Annotated in this window: 12 protein-coding genes; 1 reads left to right on the top strand and 11 read right to left on the bottom strand. The window is 71.9% G+C overall.

The genetic code is table 11. From position 1 onward, the window contains the following. Positions 1 to 22: 22 nt before the first annotated feature. On the bottom strand, positions 23 to 724 hold the full coding sequence (locus ACIRVK_RS06015) for a nitroreductase (RefSeq protein WP_404244186.1): 702 nt from the start codon (positions 722 to 724) through the stop codon (positions 23 to 25). A 142-nt stretch (positions 725 to 866) separates the two neighbouring features. Here ACIRVK_RS06015 and ACIRVK_RS06020 point away from each other — a divergent pair, with 142 nt between their 5' ends. Then, on the top strand, positions 867 to 1517 hold the full coding sequence (locus tag ACIRVK_RS06020) for an FMN-dependent NADH-azoreductase (RefSeq protein ID WP_404244187.1): 651 nt from the start codon (positions 867 to 869) through the stop codon (positions 1515 to 1517). 392 nt (positions 1518 to 1909) lie between these two features. Here the strand turns inward: ACIRVK_RS06020 and ACIRVK_RS06025 are convergent, their stop codons facing one another. The 10 genes from ACIRVK_RS06025 to ACIRVK_RS06070 all read right to left on the bottom strand — a co-directional run bounded on the left by ACIRVK_RS06025 (position 1910) and on the right by ACIRVK_RS06070 (position 18426). Next, the gene (locus tag ACIRVK_RS06025; RefSeq protein ID WP_404244188.1) at positions 1910 to 2395 is read right to left on the bottom strand and encodes a MarR family winged helix-turn-helix transcriptional regulator; all 486 of its coding nucleotides are present in this window, start codon (positions 2393 to 2395) and stop codon (positions 1910 to 1912) included. Between the two features lie 460 nt (positions 2396 to 2855). Next, entirely contained in the window at positions 2856 to 3044 is a 189-nt protein-coding gene (locus tag ACIRVK_RS06030; protein ID WP_404244190.1) for a hypothetical protein, read from the bottom strand. A gap of 2 nt (positions 3045 to 3046) precedes the next feature. Next, the gene (locus ACIRVK_RS06035) at positions 3047 to 4339 is read right to left on the bottom strand and encodes a cation:proton antiporter (RefSeq protein ID WP_404244191.1); all 1293 of its coding nucleotides are present in this window, start codon (positions 4337 to 4339) and stop codon (positions 3047 to 3049) included. An 8-nt stretch (positions 4340 to 4347) separates the two neighbouring features. Beyond that, positions 4348 to 5370, bottom strand: coding sequence for a guanitoxin biosynthesis L-enduracididine beta-hydroxylase GntD (gene gntD, locus ACIRVK_RS06040; protein ID WP_404244192.1), 1023 nt, complete (start codon positions 5368 to 5370; stop codon positions 4348 to 4350). A 120-nt stretch (positions 5371 to 5490) separates the two neighbouring features. Continuing rightward, entirely contained in the window at positions 5491 to 6648 is a 1158-nt protein-coding gene (gene rsgA / locus ACIRVK_RS06045; protein ID WP_404244193.1) for a ribosome small subunit-dependent GTPase A, read from the bottom strand. A gap of 32 nt (positions 6649 to 6680) precedes the next feature. Continuing rightward, a complete protein-coding gene (locus ACIRVK_RS06050; protein WP_404244194.1) occupies positions 6681 to 7403 on the bottom strand; it encodes a hypothetical protein in 723 nt (240 codons plus the stop codon). Continuing rightward, positions 7400 to 8689: an MFS transporter gene (locus tag ACIRVK_RS06055; protein WP_404244195.1), complete on the bottom strand. Its 1290-nt coding sequence runs from the start codon at positions 8687 to 8689 to the stop codon at positions 7400 to 7402. The genes ACIRVK_RS06050 and ACIRVK_RS06055 overlap by 4 nt, the downstream gene beginning before the upstream one ends. Beyond that, on the bottom strand, positions 8686 to 17109 hold the full coding sequence (locus ACIRVK_RS06060; RefSeq protein WP_404244196.1) for an amino acid adenylation domain-containing protein: 8424 nt from the start codon (positions 17107 to 17109) through the stop codon (positions 8686 to 8688). Before ACIRVK_RS06060 ends, ACIRVK_RS06055 begins: the two co-directional genes overlap by 4 nt. Next, a complete protein-coding gene (locus ACIRVK_RS06065; RefSeq protein ID WP_404244197.1) occupies positions 17106 to 17342 on the bottom strand; it encodes an MbtH family protein in 237 nt (78 codons plus the stop codon). Before ACIRVK_RS06065 ends, ACIRVK_RS06060 begins: the two co-directional genes overlap by 4 nt. 4 nt (positions 17343 to 17346) lie before the next feature. Beyond that, complete coding sequence (locus ACIRVK_RS06070) at positions 17347 to 18426, bottom strand: alpha/beta fold hydrolase (RefSeq protein WP_404244198.1); 1080 nt, start codon at positions 18424 to 18426, stop codon at positions 17347 to 17349. Positions 18427 to 18458 lie beyond the last annotated feature (32 nt).

Here is an 18458-nt window from a genome sequence, read left to right on the forward strand (position 1 = left end):
CGGTGTACGGCACACGAAGCGCTTACGTGGGCAGGGCATCCAGCGCCGGGCGGTGCCGCAGGCTGTCGACGAACGTGGCCGTCTCGTCGAGCGGTGCCCGGCCTGTACGGGCGTCAACTGCGGTGATGTTCTCGTATCCGATGGACATGCCACAGAAGAGGACGAGCTCGTCCGGGGGTGACAGGATCTCCGCCACGGTCCTGTGGAACTTCGCCCAGGCCATCTGCGGACAGCTGTGCAGCCCTTCGGTGCGCAGCAGCAGCATGACGGTCTGCAGATACATGCCGACGTCAGCCCACTGGGCCGGGCCCATGTCGCGGTCGATGTAGCAGAACAGGGCAGCGGGCGCGCCGAAACAATCCCAGTTCGCGGCAGCGGCCCTCTGACGCGCCTCCAGGTCCTCACGCGGAATACCGAGAGCGCCGTAGCGCTGCTCGCCGAAGGCGGATCGCCGCTCACGGTAGGGCGACTTCAGCGTGGGCGGGTACATCTCATACTCCGGCTCGTCCCAGGGATCACCTGAGGCCAGGCGCTCGCCGGCACGCTTCTTGATCTCGGCCAGTGGCGCGCCGGTCACCACATAGGTGCGCCACGGCTGGATGTTCGATCCGGACGGCGCCCAGGCCGCCGCGGACAGAACGCGCTCCAGCACCTCCCTCGGAACAAGGCGCTCGGTGAAGGCGCGCACCGCCCGTCGGCTCGTCACCGCCTCATAGGTGTCCATGGCCGCCCGTCTCCGTTCCACTCAACAGGGCCTTCATCACACTCGCGACAGTAGCAGTCAAGACGGTATCGTGTGAAACTATTCAGATCGAAAACCTCAGTCCTGGGCCCCGGCCTCGGGCACTGGATCTTGGAGAAAGCCCATGGCCACGCTGCTGCACATCGACTCGTCCGTGTTCTCCGGCGAGGCGTCCACGTCCCGTTCGGTCACGGCCGCCTTCCGCAGGACATGGGAGGAGCAGCACCCGGAGGGTGCAGTGATCTACCGCGACCTCGCCGCCGACCCTGTCCCGCACATCACCGCCGACGCTTGGTCCGCCGGTTACACCGCTCCGTCCGGGCGCACCCCGGAGCAGTCCGCCGCGTTCGCCGAACGGGTGAAGCTCATCGAGGAGTTGGAGCAGGCGGACGCCGTCCTGATCGGTGCCCCCATGTACAACTTCTCGATTCCGTCGACCCTCAAGGCGTGGCTGGACAGCGTGCTCCTGCTCGGCCGCACCGCCGGCGAGAACCCCTCCGCCCAGGGCACCCCGGTCATAGTCGTCGCCAGCCGCGGCGGCTCCTACGCGCCGGGCACCCCGCGCGAGGGCTACGACTTCGTACAGAACTACCTGCAGGCCGTCCTCCATGGCACCCTCGGCCTGGACCTCGACTTCATCGTTCCGGAACTCACCATGGCCCCTCGCAACCCGGCCATGTCCGAACTGGTCCCTCTCTACGAGGCGTCCCGCCGACACGCCTTTGAGGAGGCGGCCTCCAAGGCCAAGGGACTCGCGGAGCGTCTCGCCGCGTAACTCTCCGGGCCGGCAGACGCCGTGTGACGTCCTCACCCCAGAGACGTCACACGGCGAACTCGGGACCCATGCCCTCTGCGACGGCGCCACTGACGCCGTGGCTCTGGCGGCGAGCGGTCCGGCAATGTGGACGGCCGAGGCTCGCCATTCCGGGGTAGGGCTCTCATCGCGATGGCGGTGATGCCGACGACGGTGAAGAGCAGCCGGTCTGGTTCACGGCGCGGCACCCGCGCCGGTAACACGCCTCACCGGCAACAGAGCCCTGACCGGCCAACAATCGCCGGACCGGCGCGCAGCGACGAAAGCCCCAGTACTCAAGACAGGAATTCGCTACGGAAGCTGCATGCACCCAAACGCGCCGACGGGGGCCAGCAACCGGCACGCGGGCACGGCTACGCCTCGTCGTCTGAAGGGTGGGCAAGCCGGGTCAAGAGATCCGTCAGCTGCTCGGGCTCGCCGTGCTCCAGTTCGGCAACCAGACGCTCAGCCAGTGGCTCCGCCGCCACGTGGGCGGAATCGAAGAGCTCCAGTCCCTGAGGGGTGATCGCCACTGCCCGGACCCTCCGGTCCCCGGGAACGGCCTTCCGTACGGCCAGCCCCTTGCGCTCCAGGTCGTCCACGATGCGCATGATGCCAGCCTTGTCCGAGCCCGTCGCCGCCGCCAGATCCCGCTGCACCGTGGGACCGTGATTGACCAGCTCGATCAGCACCGCGAAATGCCTCAGCTCGATGCCGAGCGGCCGAAGCGCCTCCCCCATCACTGCGGCTGCACGCCAGTGTGCCCGGCGCAGCAGCAGACCGAGAGCGAAAGGGGAGGGATCCCCGGGACGGTCGGTCGCACGCGCAGCGGTGGAGCGGCGAGGTACATCGGCGGCCATGACACCAGACTACTTCATTCGATACGTTCTCATTTGAAACTAAAGGCGGCCGCGTTGACGTCGCCTGCCACAGTAGGAGCGAAACAGGATTCGCCCCGAGCATCCTCCAGCTCGTGCCTCGGTCTCCCCGAGAAGCACCTCCGGCAGCCAGCGCCTCGAGAATCAGGAGCGACGGCGGGATCCTCCCCCGCCGCACTCTGCAGAGAGCCGAAAGAGTGACTGCGGGCAGTGGGAGCCCCTGGGACTTTTCTGGGACTTCCGGCTGCATCAACGGGTACGAGCGTGAAACAGCTGAAAGGTCATCCGTGCAGGTCAGCGACCCGCGACTACCCATCACCGCAGGTCACAACGTTCACTGGTCTCTTCCGGGACATCTGAGTGGCGGATGCCGCCGCACCCCACCTGACCCGCACGAAACGGGCCTGGCGGGGGTGCGGCGGCATCCGGGGGTTCGGAGGCGTCAGGCAGCCGTGCGGGAGGGGGGCGTCGCCCAGCGGGCCAGGGTTTCCTGGGGGTCCTCCTGAGTCAGTTCGGCGAGGAGGGCGGGGGCGTCCGTGCCGGGGACGATGCGTACGGGGCTGCAACCGCGGGTGATCATCACGGAACCGTCACGGCGCCTGTGGTAGCCGAGACTGGGGATGCGAGCCATCGTCACTGTCCTTTCGACGGGGTGAGTTCGGGGACCGCGGGTGCGGGGGACGGTACGTGCGCCGCTTCGGTGCCGCGGCCGAAACAGGTGAGCAACGGACCCGCCATGGCGGTGGTGACCAGCGCCATCAGCACCATGACGGTGAACAACTGGGCGCCGATCAGGCCGAGTTGGAGGCCCATGCCGAGGATGACTATCTCCGTGAGGCCCCGGGTGTTCATCAGCGTGCCGAACACCGCGGCCTCCCGCCAGCCGATCCCGGTCAGCCGGGCCGGTACGGCCGCCCCCGCGAACTTGCCGGCCACGGCCACGACGAGGACGAGAGCGAGGACCTCGAAGCCGGAACGGCCGAGGCCGTTGATGTCCGTGGACAGGCCGGTGAGGGTGAAGAACGCGGGCAGGAGCAGGGCGGAGGCCCGCTCCAGCGGCTGCGCGATCCGCTCCTCCAGGGCGCTCTCGCCGCGCGGCATGACCAGGCCGAAGGCGAACGCCCCGAAGATGGCGTGCACGCCGATCCAGGACGTCGCGTAGGAGGACAGGAGTACGCCGGAGACGATCAGGGCGAGGGGCGTGCCCCCGCTCCTCCAGGCGGCGGAGTTTCGCAGCAGCCGGCGCAGGAGGGGCCGTACGACGAGGATCATCGCGGCGCCGTAGGCCACGGTGCAGGCGATGACGGCGGCGAAACCGCCGGGGCCGCGGGCGCCCGCGAGGGCCACCACCAGGACCAGCACGCACCAGGCGACCACGTCGCCGGCCGCCGCGCAGGCCATGGCCAGCACCCCGACATGGGTCCGGGTCAGGCCGCGGTCCCGGATGATGCGGGCGAGGACCGGGAACGCCGTGATCGAGAACGCGGTGGCCATGAAGAGCGCGAACATGCCGGTGCCGACGCCCTTGGGGGCCTGTGAGTCGTGCAGGAGCGCGGCCGCCCCACCGCCGAGGACGAACGGCACCGCCATGGCGAGGACGGCGATGGTGCCCACCGCCCGGCCCCGGCCGCGCAGTCTGCGCGGGTCGAGCTCCCAGCCCGCCAGGAACATGAAGAGGGCGAGCCCGAGTTGGGCCAGGACGGAGAGGGCCGGCCGGGCTTCGGGGGGGAAGAGACGGGCGGGCAGGTTCCCCGGCAGCAGGCCGAGCAGACTGGGGCCGAGCATCAGTCCGGCGGCGATCTCCACCACCACGGGGGGCTGCCGCAGGCGTCGTACGAGATGGACGAGGGTGGCACCCACCGTCAGGATGATCGCCAGGTCGGCGAGGACGACCGCCTCCGGCGGCAGGGAGTTGTGCGCGGACATCGGGCTCCTCAGATCACGACGCGGGCGGCGGCCGAGTCACGGGTGGCGCGCGACTTGCGCAGGTCACGGGTGACGATGGCCTTCTGCAGCCAGCGGTCCGTGCCGTCGTAGCGGGCGGTGAAGGCCCTACGGCCGTGCACGGCGAGGTAGTTGTCGACGACGAGCAAGGTGCCCGCCTCGACGACGACGTCCTGCTGGACCCGCTCCAGCTCCACCACCAGTTCCTTCAGGGCCTGTTCGGCACCGGTGTCGCCCTCGACGCAGCGCATGAAGAACGGGTCGATGCGCAGATAGGGCGAGTCGGCGGCGCCGAAGAGCACGGCGACCGGCTCGGGCGTCTCGCGCATGGCGCGCATCCGGGCGAGGCCCGGGTGGTCGGGCTGCTGGGCGGCGAGCTGCCGCAGGTGCTCGTCGTCGGGGAGGATGTGGAAGCGCGGCTCGAACAGCGTCCTGCGGGTCTCCTCCGATATCCGCACGTCCCGCACGGAGGAGAGCGTCGTCGGCACCCGGTCGTGGTTGCGCACCCCGAACAGGGCCAGGTAGTCGCAGCGGGAGGGGTGGAAGCCGTCCTCGGTGTGCCATTCCAGCAGGACGTCGCTGCCGTGGCCGCTCTGTTCGTTCTCGTCGCCGGCGATCGGCAGCACGTGGTGGATCATCCGGCCGGCCTGCAGGGTGGGCCAGCTGAACACCTCCCCCAGGCACTTGGCGATCAGCGCTAGGAACAGCTGCTCCCGGTGCGAGCTGCCGGAGGCCGCGGCGGCGGCCCAGGTGCCGGGGGTCGGGCCCACCGCGTCGTCGTCGACGGGGAAGCCGCGGATCAGGAAGGCGGCGGCCGGGTCCTCACGCCGGAAGTCCTCGAGGAAACGCCTGAGCCCGATCGGGACGCGCGGGATGAATTCCCAGGCCCGGTCGTGGAACTCGGATTCCCCGGGATCACAGCCGGCCTCCTGCAGTTCGACGATCACCATCTCCAGGCGAACCGTCTCTTCGAGGGACAGGTCATAGGTCAGTACGCCAGGGTATTCGGACACGAAAGACGCCTCTCCGAAGAAGGGAAACGCAAGCGAACACCGAAACAATGTGCCAGTGCCCGGAACCCGTCTCAAGACAGTGCGTCCGGCAGCAAAGTGCCGTGGCTTCAAGTGGCCAATTCAGAATGCCTTGCGGTGGCCTTTGCCGCGCTTTCGCTCGTACATCTCCCGGCCCGCCGCCTCGCGGCGCCGCCATTCCCGGGCCCGCTCGGCGCGCAGCCGGGCGTCGGTGCGGGAGGCGATCCAGGCGCTCTCCCGCAGCAGCTTGCGGTAGCTCTCGAAGCGGCGGTGCGAGAGGGTGCCGTCGTCCACCGCGGCGAGGACCGCGCAGCCCGGTTCGGCGTGGTGCTCGCAGTCGTGGAAGCGGCAGTGGGCCGCCAGCTCCTCGATCTCGGCGAACACCTGGGACAGGCCCTCGTCCGCCTCCCACAGGCCGACGCCGCGCAGGCCGGGGGTGTCGACGACGAGTCCGCCGCCGGGCAGCGGCAGCAGTTCGCGGGCGGTGGTGGTGTGCCGGCCCTTGCCGTCGTTGCCGCGCACTGCGCCGCTGGTCCGCACCTCCGCGCCGAGCAGCGCGTTGACCAGCGTCGACTTGCCGACACCGGACTGGCCGAGCAACGCGGCGGTGCCACCGGCGAGTTCGGCGGCGAGCGCCGCCACCCCCTCGCCGGTGACGGCGCTGACGGGCACCACGGGGGCGCCGGGCGCGGCCGCCTCGACGTCGGCCACCAGATAGGTGCTGTCGGGCACCAGGTCGGTCTTGGTGAGCGCGACCAGCGGCCGGGAGCCGCTGGACCAGGCGAGCGACAGGAACCGCTCCAGACGGCCGAGGTCGAGCTCGACGGCGAGCGAGACGACCACGACGGCGTGGTCGATGTTGGCCGCGAGCACCTGCCCCTCGGACCGCGCCGAGGAGGTGGAGCGCAGGAACCGGGTACGGCGCGGCAGCAGCGCCCGCACCACGGGCCCGGTGGGCGTGTCCGGTTCCACCGCGGCCCAGTCGCCGGTACACAGGACGGCACCCGGGTCCCCGCCGGTGCGGGTGGGCCGGGTGTCGGCGTGCACGGTGACCGTGCCGTCCGGGCCGGCGTCGGCCGGGCCCGCCGCCAGCACCACCTCGCACCGGCCGCGGTCCACGCGCGCGACCCGTCCCGGCGCCAGTCCCTGGGCGGCGTACGGGGCGAACACGGCGGCCCACTCCGCGTCCCAGCCGTAGGCCGTGAGCGGATCGGGGGCCGGCTGCGGGGTGCGGTCCGGCGCCGGGGTGTCACTGGTCAACTGCGTTGCTCCCTAGGGCGGTTCTACGGGCCTCAGGCGGCCGGGCGCGGCACTTGGGCCCCGTCCCCTCCATCCTGCGCCCTGTCGGTGCCCCGCCGCCTGTCCTTTACGGCCGTCACGGCGCCCTCGCCCCGCTGCCGCGGGTCCCGCCAGGACTCGTCCCACCAGGGGATGTGCCGGTCGATCGGGTCGATGGGCATGACCGCCTTGAACATGTCGTTGCGTACGTTGGCCAGGGCGGCGTCGTACGGCTTGCCGACCGCGGTGAAGGCGCGGTGGATGCGTTCCCGGCGCCGGTCGATGGCCGCCGCGTTCCGTTCGAAGGTGCTGGCGGGCTGGAGCAGGACGTAGGTGCGCGGGTCGCCGTGGGTGTGGCGGGGCGAGTGCTCCGGGTAGCAGGGAGCGAAGGAGACCACGAAGAACTGCTCCCCCTCGATCATCGCGTACCAGGTCTCGTCGGGGTGCGGGTCGTCCTGGAGATAGACGCCCGGGTAGAGCTCGTCGAGTGTCGTGTAGAAACGGCGGGTGAGGTCGACCAGGGCGTCCAGGGTGTTTCCGGCCGAGGGGTCCTCGAAGGTGATGACCATACCGTCGTACGCGTTCTCCCGGGCGGTGCGGAAGAATTCCGCGATGACGTCCCCGTGCTCGTGCAGTTCCTTTTCGAATTCTTTGGTCCTGATGGTGACGGGCGGCCCCATTTTCGATGCCCGTGCGAACGGGCAGTAGGTACGCTCGGCGATCTCGGAGAAACTCATACCTCACTCACCGCCTTCCCGACCTTCCCGATGGCGGGCACGGCCGAGGCCGCCGCCCGGCAGCCGATGACGTAGAACCACCAGCCGGCGATCACGATGGCGACGAGCGCGTAGAACATGATCGCCGGGGCGAAGTGCTGGAGCAGGAAACCGCAGACGACCGGGCCGACCGCCACCCCGATGTGGACGAGGTTCTGGGCGCCGAAGTAGCTGCCGCGCAGCCCGTCCGGTGCGATGGAGTCGATGAACATGTACTCGGCGGGCACCACGATCACCTCGCCGAGGGTGAACAGGGCGACGGCGGCGACCAGCAGCGCGGCCTGGGTCGACAGCGACATGGCGACCAGGCCGACCACGAAGGCGCCGGTGCCCCAGGTCAGCCAGCGCATCAGGGTGTTGTCCTTGAGTCGGCTGCCCACCAGGTACTGGGTGGAGATCACCACGATCGCGTTGGCCGCGGAGATGTAGGCGACCAGCCGGTAGGCGGTGTCGCGGCTCTCCACCAGGACCAGGTACTGGGACATGAAGGTCAGCAGCGGGCCGTAGACCACGATGCTGAAGATGCCGCCCAGGGTGAACCAGGTCAGCGCGCGGTCGCCCCGCATCACCTTCAGCACCGCGCGGAAGGACTCCGCGGACTTGTCCGAGTCCGACGCGGCCGAGGATTCCGCGGAACCCTCCGGCTCCGCGGGCCCGTTCGCCGCGAAGACCACGAAGTGGCGGCGGAAGACGATCAGCGGGAGGAGCGCGGCGACGATGATGGCCGCCGCCAGCAGGAACGGCCCGCCGCTGCTCGCGGCGACGGACGCGACGCCCAGGAACGGGCCCACGGCGGCGCCGATGTTCTGCAGCGAGTACCGCAGCGAGAACACCTTCGCCCGTTGCTCCGAGGGCACCAGTTCGGCGAGCAGTGCGTTGGCGGTGACACCCATGGAGGAGGAGGCGGTGTTCGCCACCAGGAGCACGGCGAGCACCGCGAGCGGCTGGTGGATGGCGGGCAGCGCGAGGTAGACGAGGACGAGCACGCCGTCCAGGCCGATCATCAGGTCGACCTTGGTGAACCGGTCGGCGAGATAGCCGCCGTAGACGCTGGCGACGGTCCCCACCAGGAGGCAGGCGCCCAGGACGTAGCCGATGGTCGCGCCGTTCATGCCGACCGGGTCGTGCAGGAAGATCGGCATGTAGGCGAGGACGGCGAAGAAGCTCAGTGAGCGGGCCGTGGCGCACAGCAGCAGGATGCGAACGGCGGGCGGCAGGCCTCGCACCATCGTCAGCAGGTCTTTCATGAGAGGCCTTCCCGTGGGGGTGTGTCAGTGGTGGTGCCGTCGGAGCGGTCTGCCGCGAGCGTCTCCAGGACGTCCACGAAGGACTTCTTGATCTCCTCGATCCGGGCCTCGTCGAAGAGCCCGGGGTGGTGGCCGAAGATGATCTCGATCCGCTCGCCCGGCATCACGGTGATGCCCAACGGGTAGTGCGAGACGCCCTTGGCGCTCTGCGTGCGCTCGGTGACGCGCAGCGTGTCCGGCCCTTCGGCCCCGCCGTCCCGGTCCGGCGAGTCCGGGTAGTTCTGGAACACGTAGTACGTGTCGAAGAGTTCGCCGGAGCCGATCAGCCGCTGCACCTCGCTCAGGCCCAGGTGCCGGTGCGGGTACATCTCCAGCTGCTCCTCCTGCACCCGTGCCAGGGTCGCCGTGGCCGGCTCGCCGGGGACGCGGCGCACCCGCGCGGGCACGGTGTTGATCAGCAGGCCGACCATGTTCTCGATGCCGGCGATCTCCGCCGGGCGCTCCGAGACGGTCGTGCCGAACAGCACGTCGTCGCGGCCGGTGAGGCGGCCGAGGAGCAGGCCCCAGGCGGTCTGCAGCGCGGTGTTGAGGGTGACCGAGGCGCGGGCCGCGGCGCGTACCAGAGAGGCGGTTAGCTCCTCGGAGAGCAGCAGGTCCGTGGTGGACGGCAGCACACCGGGCTCGGGTTCGGCGTCACCGGCCCTGGTCGGGACCGGCGCCCCGGCGAGGAAGCCGCGCCAGGCCTCGGCGGCCGCCGTCCGGTCCTGCCGCGCCAGCCAGGCCAGGTACTCCCGGAAGGGGGTGACCGGCCCGGGGTCCTCACCCCGGTAGAGGGCGAACAGCTCGTCCCAGACCAGGGGGGTGGACCAGCCGTCGAGGAGGATGTGGTGATCGGCGACGAGCAGCCGGTGCCGGGTGGCGGAGTACCGCAGCAGGGTGAAGCGCAGCAGCGGCGGGGCGGTGAGGTCGAAGCGGAGCGCCTTGTCCTCGGCGAGGACGGCCGCCTCCCGCTCCTCCTGCACGGCGGGCGTCAGCCCGGACAGGTCGTGCTCGCTCCACGGCACCTCCACCCGGTCCGTGACCACCTGCACGGGTGTCTCCAGGCCGCGGTGGACGAAGCCGGCGCGGAGGTTGTCGTGCCGCATCAGCAGGGCGCGCACGGCCTCCCGCAGGCGTTCGGCGTCCAGCGGCCCGTCCAGGTCGAAGAGGCTCTGGCCCTGGTACGGGTCCGGCCCCTCGGGGAGGCCGTCCGCGTGCAGGACGAGGCCCTGCTGGAGCGGGGTGACCGGCAGTACGTCCGCGAGGCCGGGGTGGGCGGATTCGAGGGCGCCCAGCGCGGACTGCTTGAGGGCGACCAGGCCGACGTCGGAGGGGGTCAGGCCGCCGAGTTCCGGGTGCGCGGTGAGGCCGCCGAGGCCGGACAGCAGTTCGGCCCAGCGGTCGGCGAGCGCACCGACCGCAGCCACGTCGAACCGGGTGCGGTCCCAGTGCCAGCGGACGGTGACGGACGTGCCGTCGGCGGCGGGGCGGACGTCCACGGCGAGGACGTGACCGCCGGCCGCGTCCTCACGCTCGTCGGCGGACTCCGCCGGCAGGAAACGGAACAGGACCTGCGCGTCGTCGTACGGGGCGAGGTGCGGGCCGGTCTCCGAACCGGCCCGCAGGATCGGGTAGTTGGCGCCGCCGGACGGCACCGAACGGATCTGCTCCTTGACCCGCTTGACCGCTCGGGCCAGCGACCTCGGATCGGCCAGGGCCTTGCCGAGGTCCGCGAGGCCCGGGGTGAGCCGCACCGGGTGCACGGCCCCGCTCACGCCGGTGGCGATGTCGATGCGCAGCGCCGAGCGGACGTCGGCGACGCGGGTGAGGCGCCACTCGATGAGCGCGGGCGCGAGCGCGGCGAGCGCGATGTGCTCGGGACCGCAGCGGAACATCGCCGGGAGGCCGCCGGTCAGGGCCTCGGCGAGAACGCCGGTGACCGTGCGCTCCAGCAGACCCCGGCCCTCGGTGTCCGGACCCTCGGCGTCCGTGAGCCGCGGGTACGCCGGGTCCGGGGTCTGAAGGATCCTGAGCCAGTCGTCCAGTTCACCGGCGGCCACCGCCGTCGGGTCGTGGGCCTCGGCGGCCTCGGCGGCGCGGGCGACGAGCGCCTCGACCGTCTGGTCGCGGAAGACGTCACGGGGGCTGATCAGGAAGCCCTCCGCGCGCGCCCGGCTGACCAGTTGGATGGAGCGGATGCTGTCGCCGCCGAGGTCGAAGAAGCGGTCGTCCACACCGACCGCGTCCAGACCGAGCACCTCCGCGAACAGCCGCGCCAGGGTGACCTCCTGAGGGGTCCGGGGCGGGCGTACCGCGCGGGAGGTGAAGTCCGGCGCGGGCAGGTTGCGGGTGTCGAGCTTGCCGTTGGGGGTGAGCGGCAGCCGGTCGAGGACGACGACGGCCGCGGGGACCATGTGGTCGGGCAGGCGCCGGGCCGCGTGCCGCCGCAGCTCCTGCCCCAGCCGGCGGGCGTGGTCCACGGCCTGGGGGTCGTTGCCGAGCTGGTGGAGCGGAAGACCGGCGGCGTCGGCGTCCGCGGCCGCGTAGACGTCCGCGAGGCCCGACCGTGCCGCCCGCGCCGCCTCCTCCGGGGCCAGGAACACCGCGTCGAAGCGGTCCTCGGACTCCCCCGGTGCGCCGGTCCACGTGGCGTGCACCGTGTAGCCCAGCTCGGCGGCGAACTCGGCGAGTTCCTCGGGGCAGACGCCGGGACGGTTGCGGGGGTGGGCGTCGGCGTCCCGTACGAGCGTCGCCGCGCCGGAGGCCACGCGCCGGGCGATGGCCACCTCGGCGGCCACCCGGCGGTTGGGGATGCCGGTGACACGCAGCAACCCCGGCCGTCCGTCGGCGAGTTCGGCGCGCACGGCGTCGAGGCCCGCGGCCTCGGACCACGCGGTCCTGCGCGCCCCGGCCAGCGACAGCGGCCGGGCCCCCTGCTTGTGCAACACCACCTCGTAACGGTAGTCGGTGAGTTCGTTGCTCAGCAGACCGCGTTTGAGGCGGATGTCGACGCCCGCGACGCCGGGGACCGCCTCGCCGACACGGGCGAAGAAGGCCGGGTCGAGGAGGAGTTCGCTCTCCAGGTCCCCCTGGTGGGCCACCATGTCCCGGACCGCGGCGAGGGTTTCACCGGCGTGCGCGCCGCCGTGCAGGGTGATCGCGGTGAGGAAGGTGCGCAGCAGCCGCAGGTTGCGGATGTCGCCGAGGAAGATCCGGCCGCCGGGCTCCAGCAGCTCCATGGCCGCGCGCAGTACGTCGATCAGGTAACGGACGCTGGGGAAGTACTGCGCCACCGAGTTGACGACGATCGTGTCGTAGGAGGTCCCGGCGAGTTCGCCGACCTCGTGGGCGGCGAGGCTGTGCAGGGTCACCCGGTCGCGCAGTTCGGTGCGGTCGACGCCCGCGCCGAGGGTCTGGATCAGCGAGGGCGAGAAGTCGATGCCGGTGTACGCGTCAACGTGCGGGGCGACCTGGTAGAGGATCAGCCCGGAGCCGACGCCGATCTCCAGGACCCGGCGCGGGGCCGGTTCCAGGATGCGGTCGACCGTGGCGGCCTGCCACTCCCGCATGTGGTCGAGGGGGATGGGCTCGTTGTCGTAGCTGCTGTTCCAGCCGGTGAAGTCGCCCTCCCCGCCCAGGTCCTCCTGTTCGCTGTAGCCCTGTTCGTGGATCTCCTGCCACTTGTCGACGTGCTCGATGTCGTCGGCGCCGTCGGGCCCGCCGGCGGTGGTGTCGGGCACGACGTAGCCGATGAGCTGCTGGTGTCCGGGGGTGTCCTCGCGGACGACGACCACGGACTGGGCGACGCCCGCGTGGGCATCGAGGACCGCCTCGATCTCGCCGGGCTCCACGCGCATGCCGCGGATCTTGACCTGGTCGTCGGCGCGGCCCACGAAGTCGACGACTCCGCCGGGTCGCCAGCGGGCGAGGTCGCCGGTGCGGTACATCCGGGCGCCCTCGGGGCCGAACGGGCAGGCCACGAAGCGTTCCGCGGTCAGTCCCGGCCGGTTGAGGTAGCCGCGCGCGAGTCCGGCACCGCTGATGTAGAGCTCGCCCACGACGCCGGGGGCGACGGGGCGCAGGGCCGCGTCCAGGATGTGCACGCGGGTGTTGGGCAGCGGGCGGCCCACCGGGACGGAGTCGTCCTCGTAGCCCTCGCCGGCGCTGCCGCACTCCCAGTACAGGGCGTCGACGGTGGCCTCGGTGGGCCCGTACGCGTTGATCATGCGGCGGCCGCGGGACCACTTGGCGGCGAGCGCGGGCGGGCAGGCCTCGCCGGCGACCATCAGGTTGTCCACGGAGGCGAGGGCGTCCTCGGCCATGCCGCCGAGGATGGTCGGCGAGAAGGTGATGTGGGTGGGGCGGTGGCGGGCGACGAGCGCGCGCTGCCTGTCCGGGGAGAGCAGTTCGTCGGGCGAGGTGAGGATCACCGTCGCGCCGGCGAGCAGGGTGCAGCACATCTCGCAGAACGTGGGGTCGAAGTTGATCGAGGAGAACTGCAGGAAGCGCGAGGAGCCGTCGAGGCGGAAGCGGTCCAGGTAGCCGCGGGCCAGGTTGGGGATGCCCCGGTGGGTGACGGCGACGCCCTTGGGGCGGCCGGTCGAGCCGGAGGTGTAGATGACGTAGGCGAGGTCGTCGAGGCGCAGCGGGGCGCGGCGGTCGGCGTCCGTGGGGGCGGTGGCGGGCATCCGGGCGAGGGCGGCGCGGGCGGCCGGGTCGTCGCACTCCAGGCGGGGGACTGCGCGAGCGGCCTCGGGCAGCCGGGCGGCGACCTCGCCCGTGGTGAGCAGGAGGGCGGGGCGGGTGTCCTCGACCATGAAGCCGAGCCGCTCGGGCGGGTAGTCCGGGTCGAGCGGGAGGTAGACGCCGCCGGCCTTGAGGATGCCGAGGAGGGCGCAGAGCAGCTCCGGGGAGCGGCGCAGCGAGAGCCCGACCACGTCGTCCCGGCCCACGCCCTGGGCGATCAGCCAGTGGGCGATGCGGCTGGAGCGGCGGTCGAGTTCGGCGAAGGTGAGCTCGGTGTCCTCGTGGACCAGGGCCACGGCGTCCGGGGTGCGGGCGACCTGCGCGGCGAGCAGGTCGGGGTAGGTGGCGCCGGGGAGGTCGACGGCGGTGTCGTTCCAGTCGCCGAGGATCATGGCGCGCTCGTGCTCGCCGAGGACGTCCACGGAGTCCAGGGTCCGGCGCGGGTCGTCGGCGACGGCCTCCAGGACGCGCAGCAGCCGTTCGGCGAACACGGCGGCGGTGGCCCGGTCGAACAGGTCGGTGGCGTACTCGACCTCGCCGCGCAGGCCGTCCGGTCGGCCCGCCGCGTCGAAACGCTCGGTGAGTTCGAAGGTCAGGTCGAACTTGGAGGTGTGGGTGGGCACCGTCTCGTGCTCGGCGGTGAGGCCGGGCAGACGCCAGTCGGGGGCCACGTTGTTCTGCAGCACCAGCATCACCTGGAAGAGCGGGTGGTGGCTGGTCGTACGGGCCGGGTTCAGGACCTCCACCAGGTACTCGAAGGGCAGGTCCTGGTGGTCGTAGGCGGCGAGGTTGGAGGCCTTGACGCGGTCCAGGAGACCGGTGAAGGAAGGGTTGCCGGAGGTGTCGGTGCGCAGCACCAGGGTGTTGACGAAGAAGCCGACGAGGTCGTCGAGGGCACTGTCGGCGCGGCCGGCCAGCGGGCTGCCGAGCGGGATGTCGGTGCCCGTGCCGAGCTTGGTCAGCAGGGTGGCGAGAGCGGCCTGGAGGACCATGAAGAGGCTGACCCGCTCCTGCCGGGCGAGGTCGAGCAGCCGGTCGGTCAGCTCGGCCGGCACCTCGAAGGGGACGACGTCACCCCGGTAACCGGCCTCGGCGGGCCGGGGCCGGTCGACGGGCAGGTCGAGCAACTCGGGCGCCCCCGCAAGCCGCTCCCGCCAGTAGCCGAGCTGCCGCGACATGGCACTGCCCGGATCGTCCGGCGAGCCGAGCACCTCCCGCTGCCAGAGCGTGTAGTCGACGTAACCCACGTCCGGAGCGGGGCAGTCGGACTCCTCGCCCGCGAGGGTGAGGTGGGTGGTGTACGCGTCGCAGAGGTCTCGGACCAGGGGGGCCAGGGACCAGCCGTCGCTGGCGATGTGGTGGATGCACAGGAGCAGGACGTGGGTGTCCTCGCCGGTGCGGAACAGGTCGAAGCGGGCCGGGATCTCGGCGGCCAGGTCGAAGAGGTGGCCGGCGGCCCGGTCCAGGGCGGCGGGCAGTTCCTCGGGGCTCACCTCGTGGACGGTGAGGTCGACGGCCGCCTGCTCGGCGGGCACCACGATCTGCTCGGCGCCGTGCGGCCCGTCGGCGAAGTACGTGCGCAGGCTCTCGTGCCGGGCGACCAGGTGCCGTACGGCCGAGCGCAGAGCGGGAAGGTCCGGTTCGCCGGTCAGGCGGACGGCTATGGGCAGGTTGTAGGTGGCGCTGGGGCCCTCCAGGCGGTGCAGGAACCACAGGCGCTGCTGGGCGTAGGAGAGCGGGATGTGCTCGGGTCGGTCCATCCGGCGCGGGGCGGGCCGTGCCGTGCCGGCGCCGTCGAGGCGGCGGGCGAGGGCGGCGACCGTACGGTCCTCGAAGACCGCGCGGATGGGGAGTTCGGCGGCGAGTCCGGCGCGGATGCGGGCCACCAGGCGGGTGGCGAGCAGGGAGTTGCCGCCGAGGTCGAAGAAGCCGCTGTCGACGTCCACGCCGTCGAGGCCCAGCACCTCGCAGAAAAGCGCGGCCACGGCCCGTTCCCGTTCGGTCTCCGGGGCGCGCCCGAAGGACGGGGAGCGGGAGAAGTCGAGGGGCGGCAGAGCCTTGCGGTCGACCTTGCCGGCGGGGGTGAGCGGGAAGCGGTCGAGCACCATGACCCCGGCGGGGACCATGTACGCGGGCAGCCACTCCCCCAACGCGCCCCGCAGCGCGGCCGGTTCGGGCGTGCGGCCGGCGGCCGGGACGACGTATCCCGCGAGGTACGGCACTCCGGGTGTCTCCTCCCGGGCCACCACGCGGGCCTGGGCCACGTCGGGGAGCCGGCGCAGGGCCTCCTCGATCTCGCCGAGTTCGACGCGGTAGCCGCGGATCTTGACCTGCTCGTCGACCCGCCCGACGAACTCCAGTGTCCCGTCCGCGCGTTGGCGTACGAGATCGCCGGTGCGGTACATGCGCTCGCCCGGGGTGCCGAACGGGCAGGCGACGAACCGCTCGGCGGTCAGGGCGGGCCGGCGGTGGTAGCCGCGGGCCAGGCCGGCGCCGGACAGGTACAGCTCGCCGGTCTCGCCCGGGGCGGCGGGCGCGAGCAGCTCGTCGAGGACGTGAACGCCCGTGTTCCACAGGGGGGTTCCGATGGAGACGGGTTCGCCGGGGCGCACCGGGGAGAGCAGCGACCAGATGGTGGTCTCGGTGGGCCCGTAGAGGTTCCACACCTCGGCGTGTCCGTCCACGGCCAGGAAGTCGGCCAGGTCCTGCGGCAGCGCCTCGCCGCCGCACAGCAGCCGGGTCCCGGCCGGCGCCTCCCGCGGATCCCAGCCGGCCTCGCGCAGCAACTGCCACAGGGCCGGGGTCCCTTGGATCAGGGTGGGCCGGGCGGAGGCGAGCCGGGCGCGCAGCGCGAGCCCGTCCTGGGTGACGTCCCGCTCCACCAGGTGCAGCAGGGCCCCGCCCGCCAGCGGCAGGTGCAGCTCAAGACCCGCGATGTCGAAGGAGACCGGGGTGGTGGACAACACCACGTCGCCGGGGCCGACTTCGCACAGCGAGGCCATGAAGGCAAGGAAGTTCGCGAGCGAGCGGTGGGTGACGACCACGCCCTTGGGGCGGCCGGTCGAGCCGGAGGTGTAGATCGTGTACGCGGCCTGGTCGAGCCCGGTGAGACGGCCCACCGGGTCGGCGGGCGCGGGTCCTTCGGACGGCACGGACGGCTCCTGGCCGTGCGGTTGGACGGCTCCCGCGTCCGACAGGTGGAGCCGGGTCAGGGAGGCGTCGACGCCCTCCAGCCCCGCGTCGCTCTCGGCGGTGGCGACCAGGGCGCGGGGGCCCGCGTCGGCGACCATGTAGGCGAGCCGGTCGGCCGGGTAGCCGGTGTCCAACGGCAGGTACGCGGCACCGGACTTGAGCGTGCCGAGCAGCCCGCACACCAGCGCGGGCGAGGAGGGCAGGGCGACGGCGACGGTGTCCCCGGGGCCGATTCCCAGGTCGATGAGCCGGTGCGCGATCCGGTTGGCCCGCTCGTTGACCTCCCGGTAGGTGAGCGTGACCTCGCCCGCCACCAGGGCGGGGGCGTCGGGGGTGGCGGCGGCCTGCTCCTCGAACCGCGCGACGAGGCCGCCCGGCCAGGGCACCGCCGGCTCGGCCTCGTCGCCCGTGTCGTTGCCGGTGTGTTCCAGCTGGACGGTCATGAGACGGATTCCCTCTCCGGTGCCGGTCGGGCCGGACCCGCCGGCGCCAGGTCGGTCCAGTGCGCGTCGATGTGGGCCACGCAGGCGGCCCGCGCGGCGGGGCCGTGCACGGTGTCCCAGCCGGCGGGCACGGCGGTGCGGGCGGGCCACAGCGAGTACTGGCCCCGGGCGTTGAGCAGGACGCGGTACTGGGCCGACTCGTCCTCGAACGGATTGGTGCTGCTGTGGCTCATGACGTCACTCCTCGCCCACGAAGTCTTCGATCCGGGCCGCGAGGGTCCCGGCGTCGGTCTGGCACAGCTTGATGCCGTAGGAGTCGGACTCCATGACCTCGGCGGTCAGTTCGCCGCGCACCGCGGCACGCCAGTCGTCCACCGTGAAGTTGTCCTTGGCCAGCAGGAGCAGCAGGTCGGTGTCGACGGGCTCGGGGCGGTACGCGGTCAGGGCACGGGCGTGGAGGCAGTGCGCCGCGTGGATGCGGCGGGCGAAGGCGTTGGCGGCCGGGTCGTCGGCCTTGGCCGCGCCGAAGATCGCCGCCGAGGCGTCGCGGATCGCGGTGTCCTCGTCGAGGTCGGCCGGCGCGATGTCGGGGAAGGCGTCGGAGGCCCCGGAGAGGCGGATGATGTCGTCGCGGAACTGGAAGAGGAGTTCCTGCGCGTCGGGTTCGCCGGTGGAGTGCACGTCGAGGTAGCCGTCGATGGCGACGGTACGGCGCAGTCCGAGCCCGCGCTCCTCGGCCAGCCGGGTCAGTTCGAGGGCGATCGCCCCGCCGGCGCAGGCGCCGACCAGGTGGAACTCGTCCTCGCCGAACTCGTCCTCCAGCAGGTCGGCGTAGAGCTCGGCGACGCCCTCCATGGTGTCGGGCACGGCACGGTTGCCGGTGGACATCAGCAGCGGCGACTGGAGGCCGTAGCAGCCGCGGTCGGCGCCCAGCAGGCGGACCAGGGGCGCGTAGCCGTCGACCATGCCGATGCCGGCGTGCAGGAAGACGATGGGAATGCGCGAGCCCTGGTTGCTCATCCGGATGACGGCGCGTTCGCCGTTGGCGGCCTGGGGTTGCGCCTTGTGGGAGGTCAGCCCCGCGATGCTGCGGAAGCGCAGCAGGTCGCCCATGTTGAGGGTCCAGCCCAGCCGCTGGTTGATCTGCTCGATGGTGACCAGGGCGAGCAGCGAGTCGCCGCCGGTCTCGAAGAAGTCGTCGGTGACGGTGACATCTCGGTCCAGCGTGGTGCGCCAGATGTCCAGCAGGATCTGCTGCACCAGGCTGGGCTCCGAGGTGGTCACCGGCTCCAGGAGGGGCGTCTGCCGCGTACTCACAGCGCGACTTCCTTTCGTGTCTGGTCGGGCGC

This window comes from Streptomyces sp. NPDC101152, from assembly GCF_044768275.1.
Classification (GTDB): Bacteria; Actinomycetota; Actinomycetes; order Streptomycetales; family Streptomycetaceae; genus Streptomyces.

Coding starts and splice junctions, on each gene's coding strand:
- ACIRVK_RS06015 (WP_404244186.1), bottom strand. CDS start 724: ATGGACACCTATGAGGCGGTGACGAGCCGACGGGCGGTGCGCGCCTTC.
- ACIRVK_RS06020 (WP_404244187.1), top strand. CDS start 867: ATGGCCACGCTGCTGCACATCGACTCGTCCGTGTTCTCCGGCGAGGCG.
- ACIRVK_RS06025 (WP_404244188.1), bottom strand. CDS start 2,395: ATGGCCGCCGATGTACCTCGCCGCTCCACCGCTGCGCGTGCGACCGAC.
- ACIRVK_RS06030 (WP_404244190.1), bottom strand. CDS start 3,044: ATGGCTCGCATCCCCAGTCTCGGCTACCACAGGCGCCGTGACGGTTCC.
- ACIRVK_RS06035 (WP_404244191.1), bottom strand. CDS start 4,339: ATGTCCGCGCACAACTCCCTGCCGCCGGAGGCGGTCGTCCTCGCCGAC.
- ACIRVK_RS06050 (WP_404244194.1), bottom strand. CDS start 7,403: ATGAGTTTCTCCGAGATCGCCGAGCGTACCTACTGCCCGTTCGCACGG.
- ACIRVK_RS06055 (WP_404244195.1), bottom strand. CDS start 8,689: ATGAAAGACCTGCTGACGATGGTGCGAGGCCTGCCGCCCGCCGTTCGC.
- ACIRVK_RS06060 (WP_404244196.1), bottom strand. CDS start 17,109: ATGACCGTCCAGCTGGAACACACCGGCAACGACACGGGCGACGAGGCC.
- ACIRVK_RS06065 (WP_404244197.1), bottom strand. CDS start 17,342: ATGAGCCACAGCAGCACCAATCCGTTCGAGGACGAGTCGGCCCAGTAC.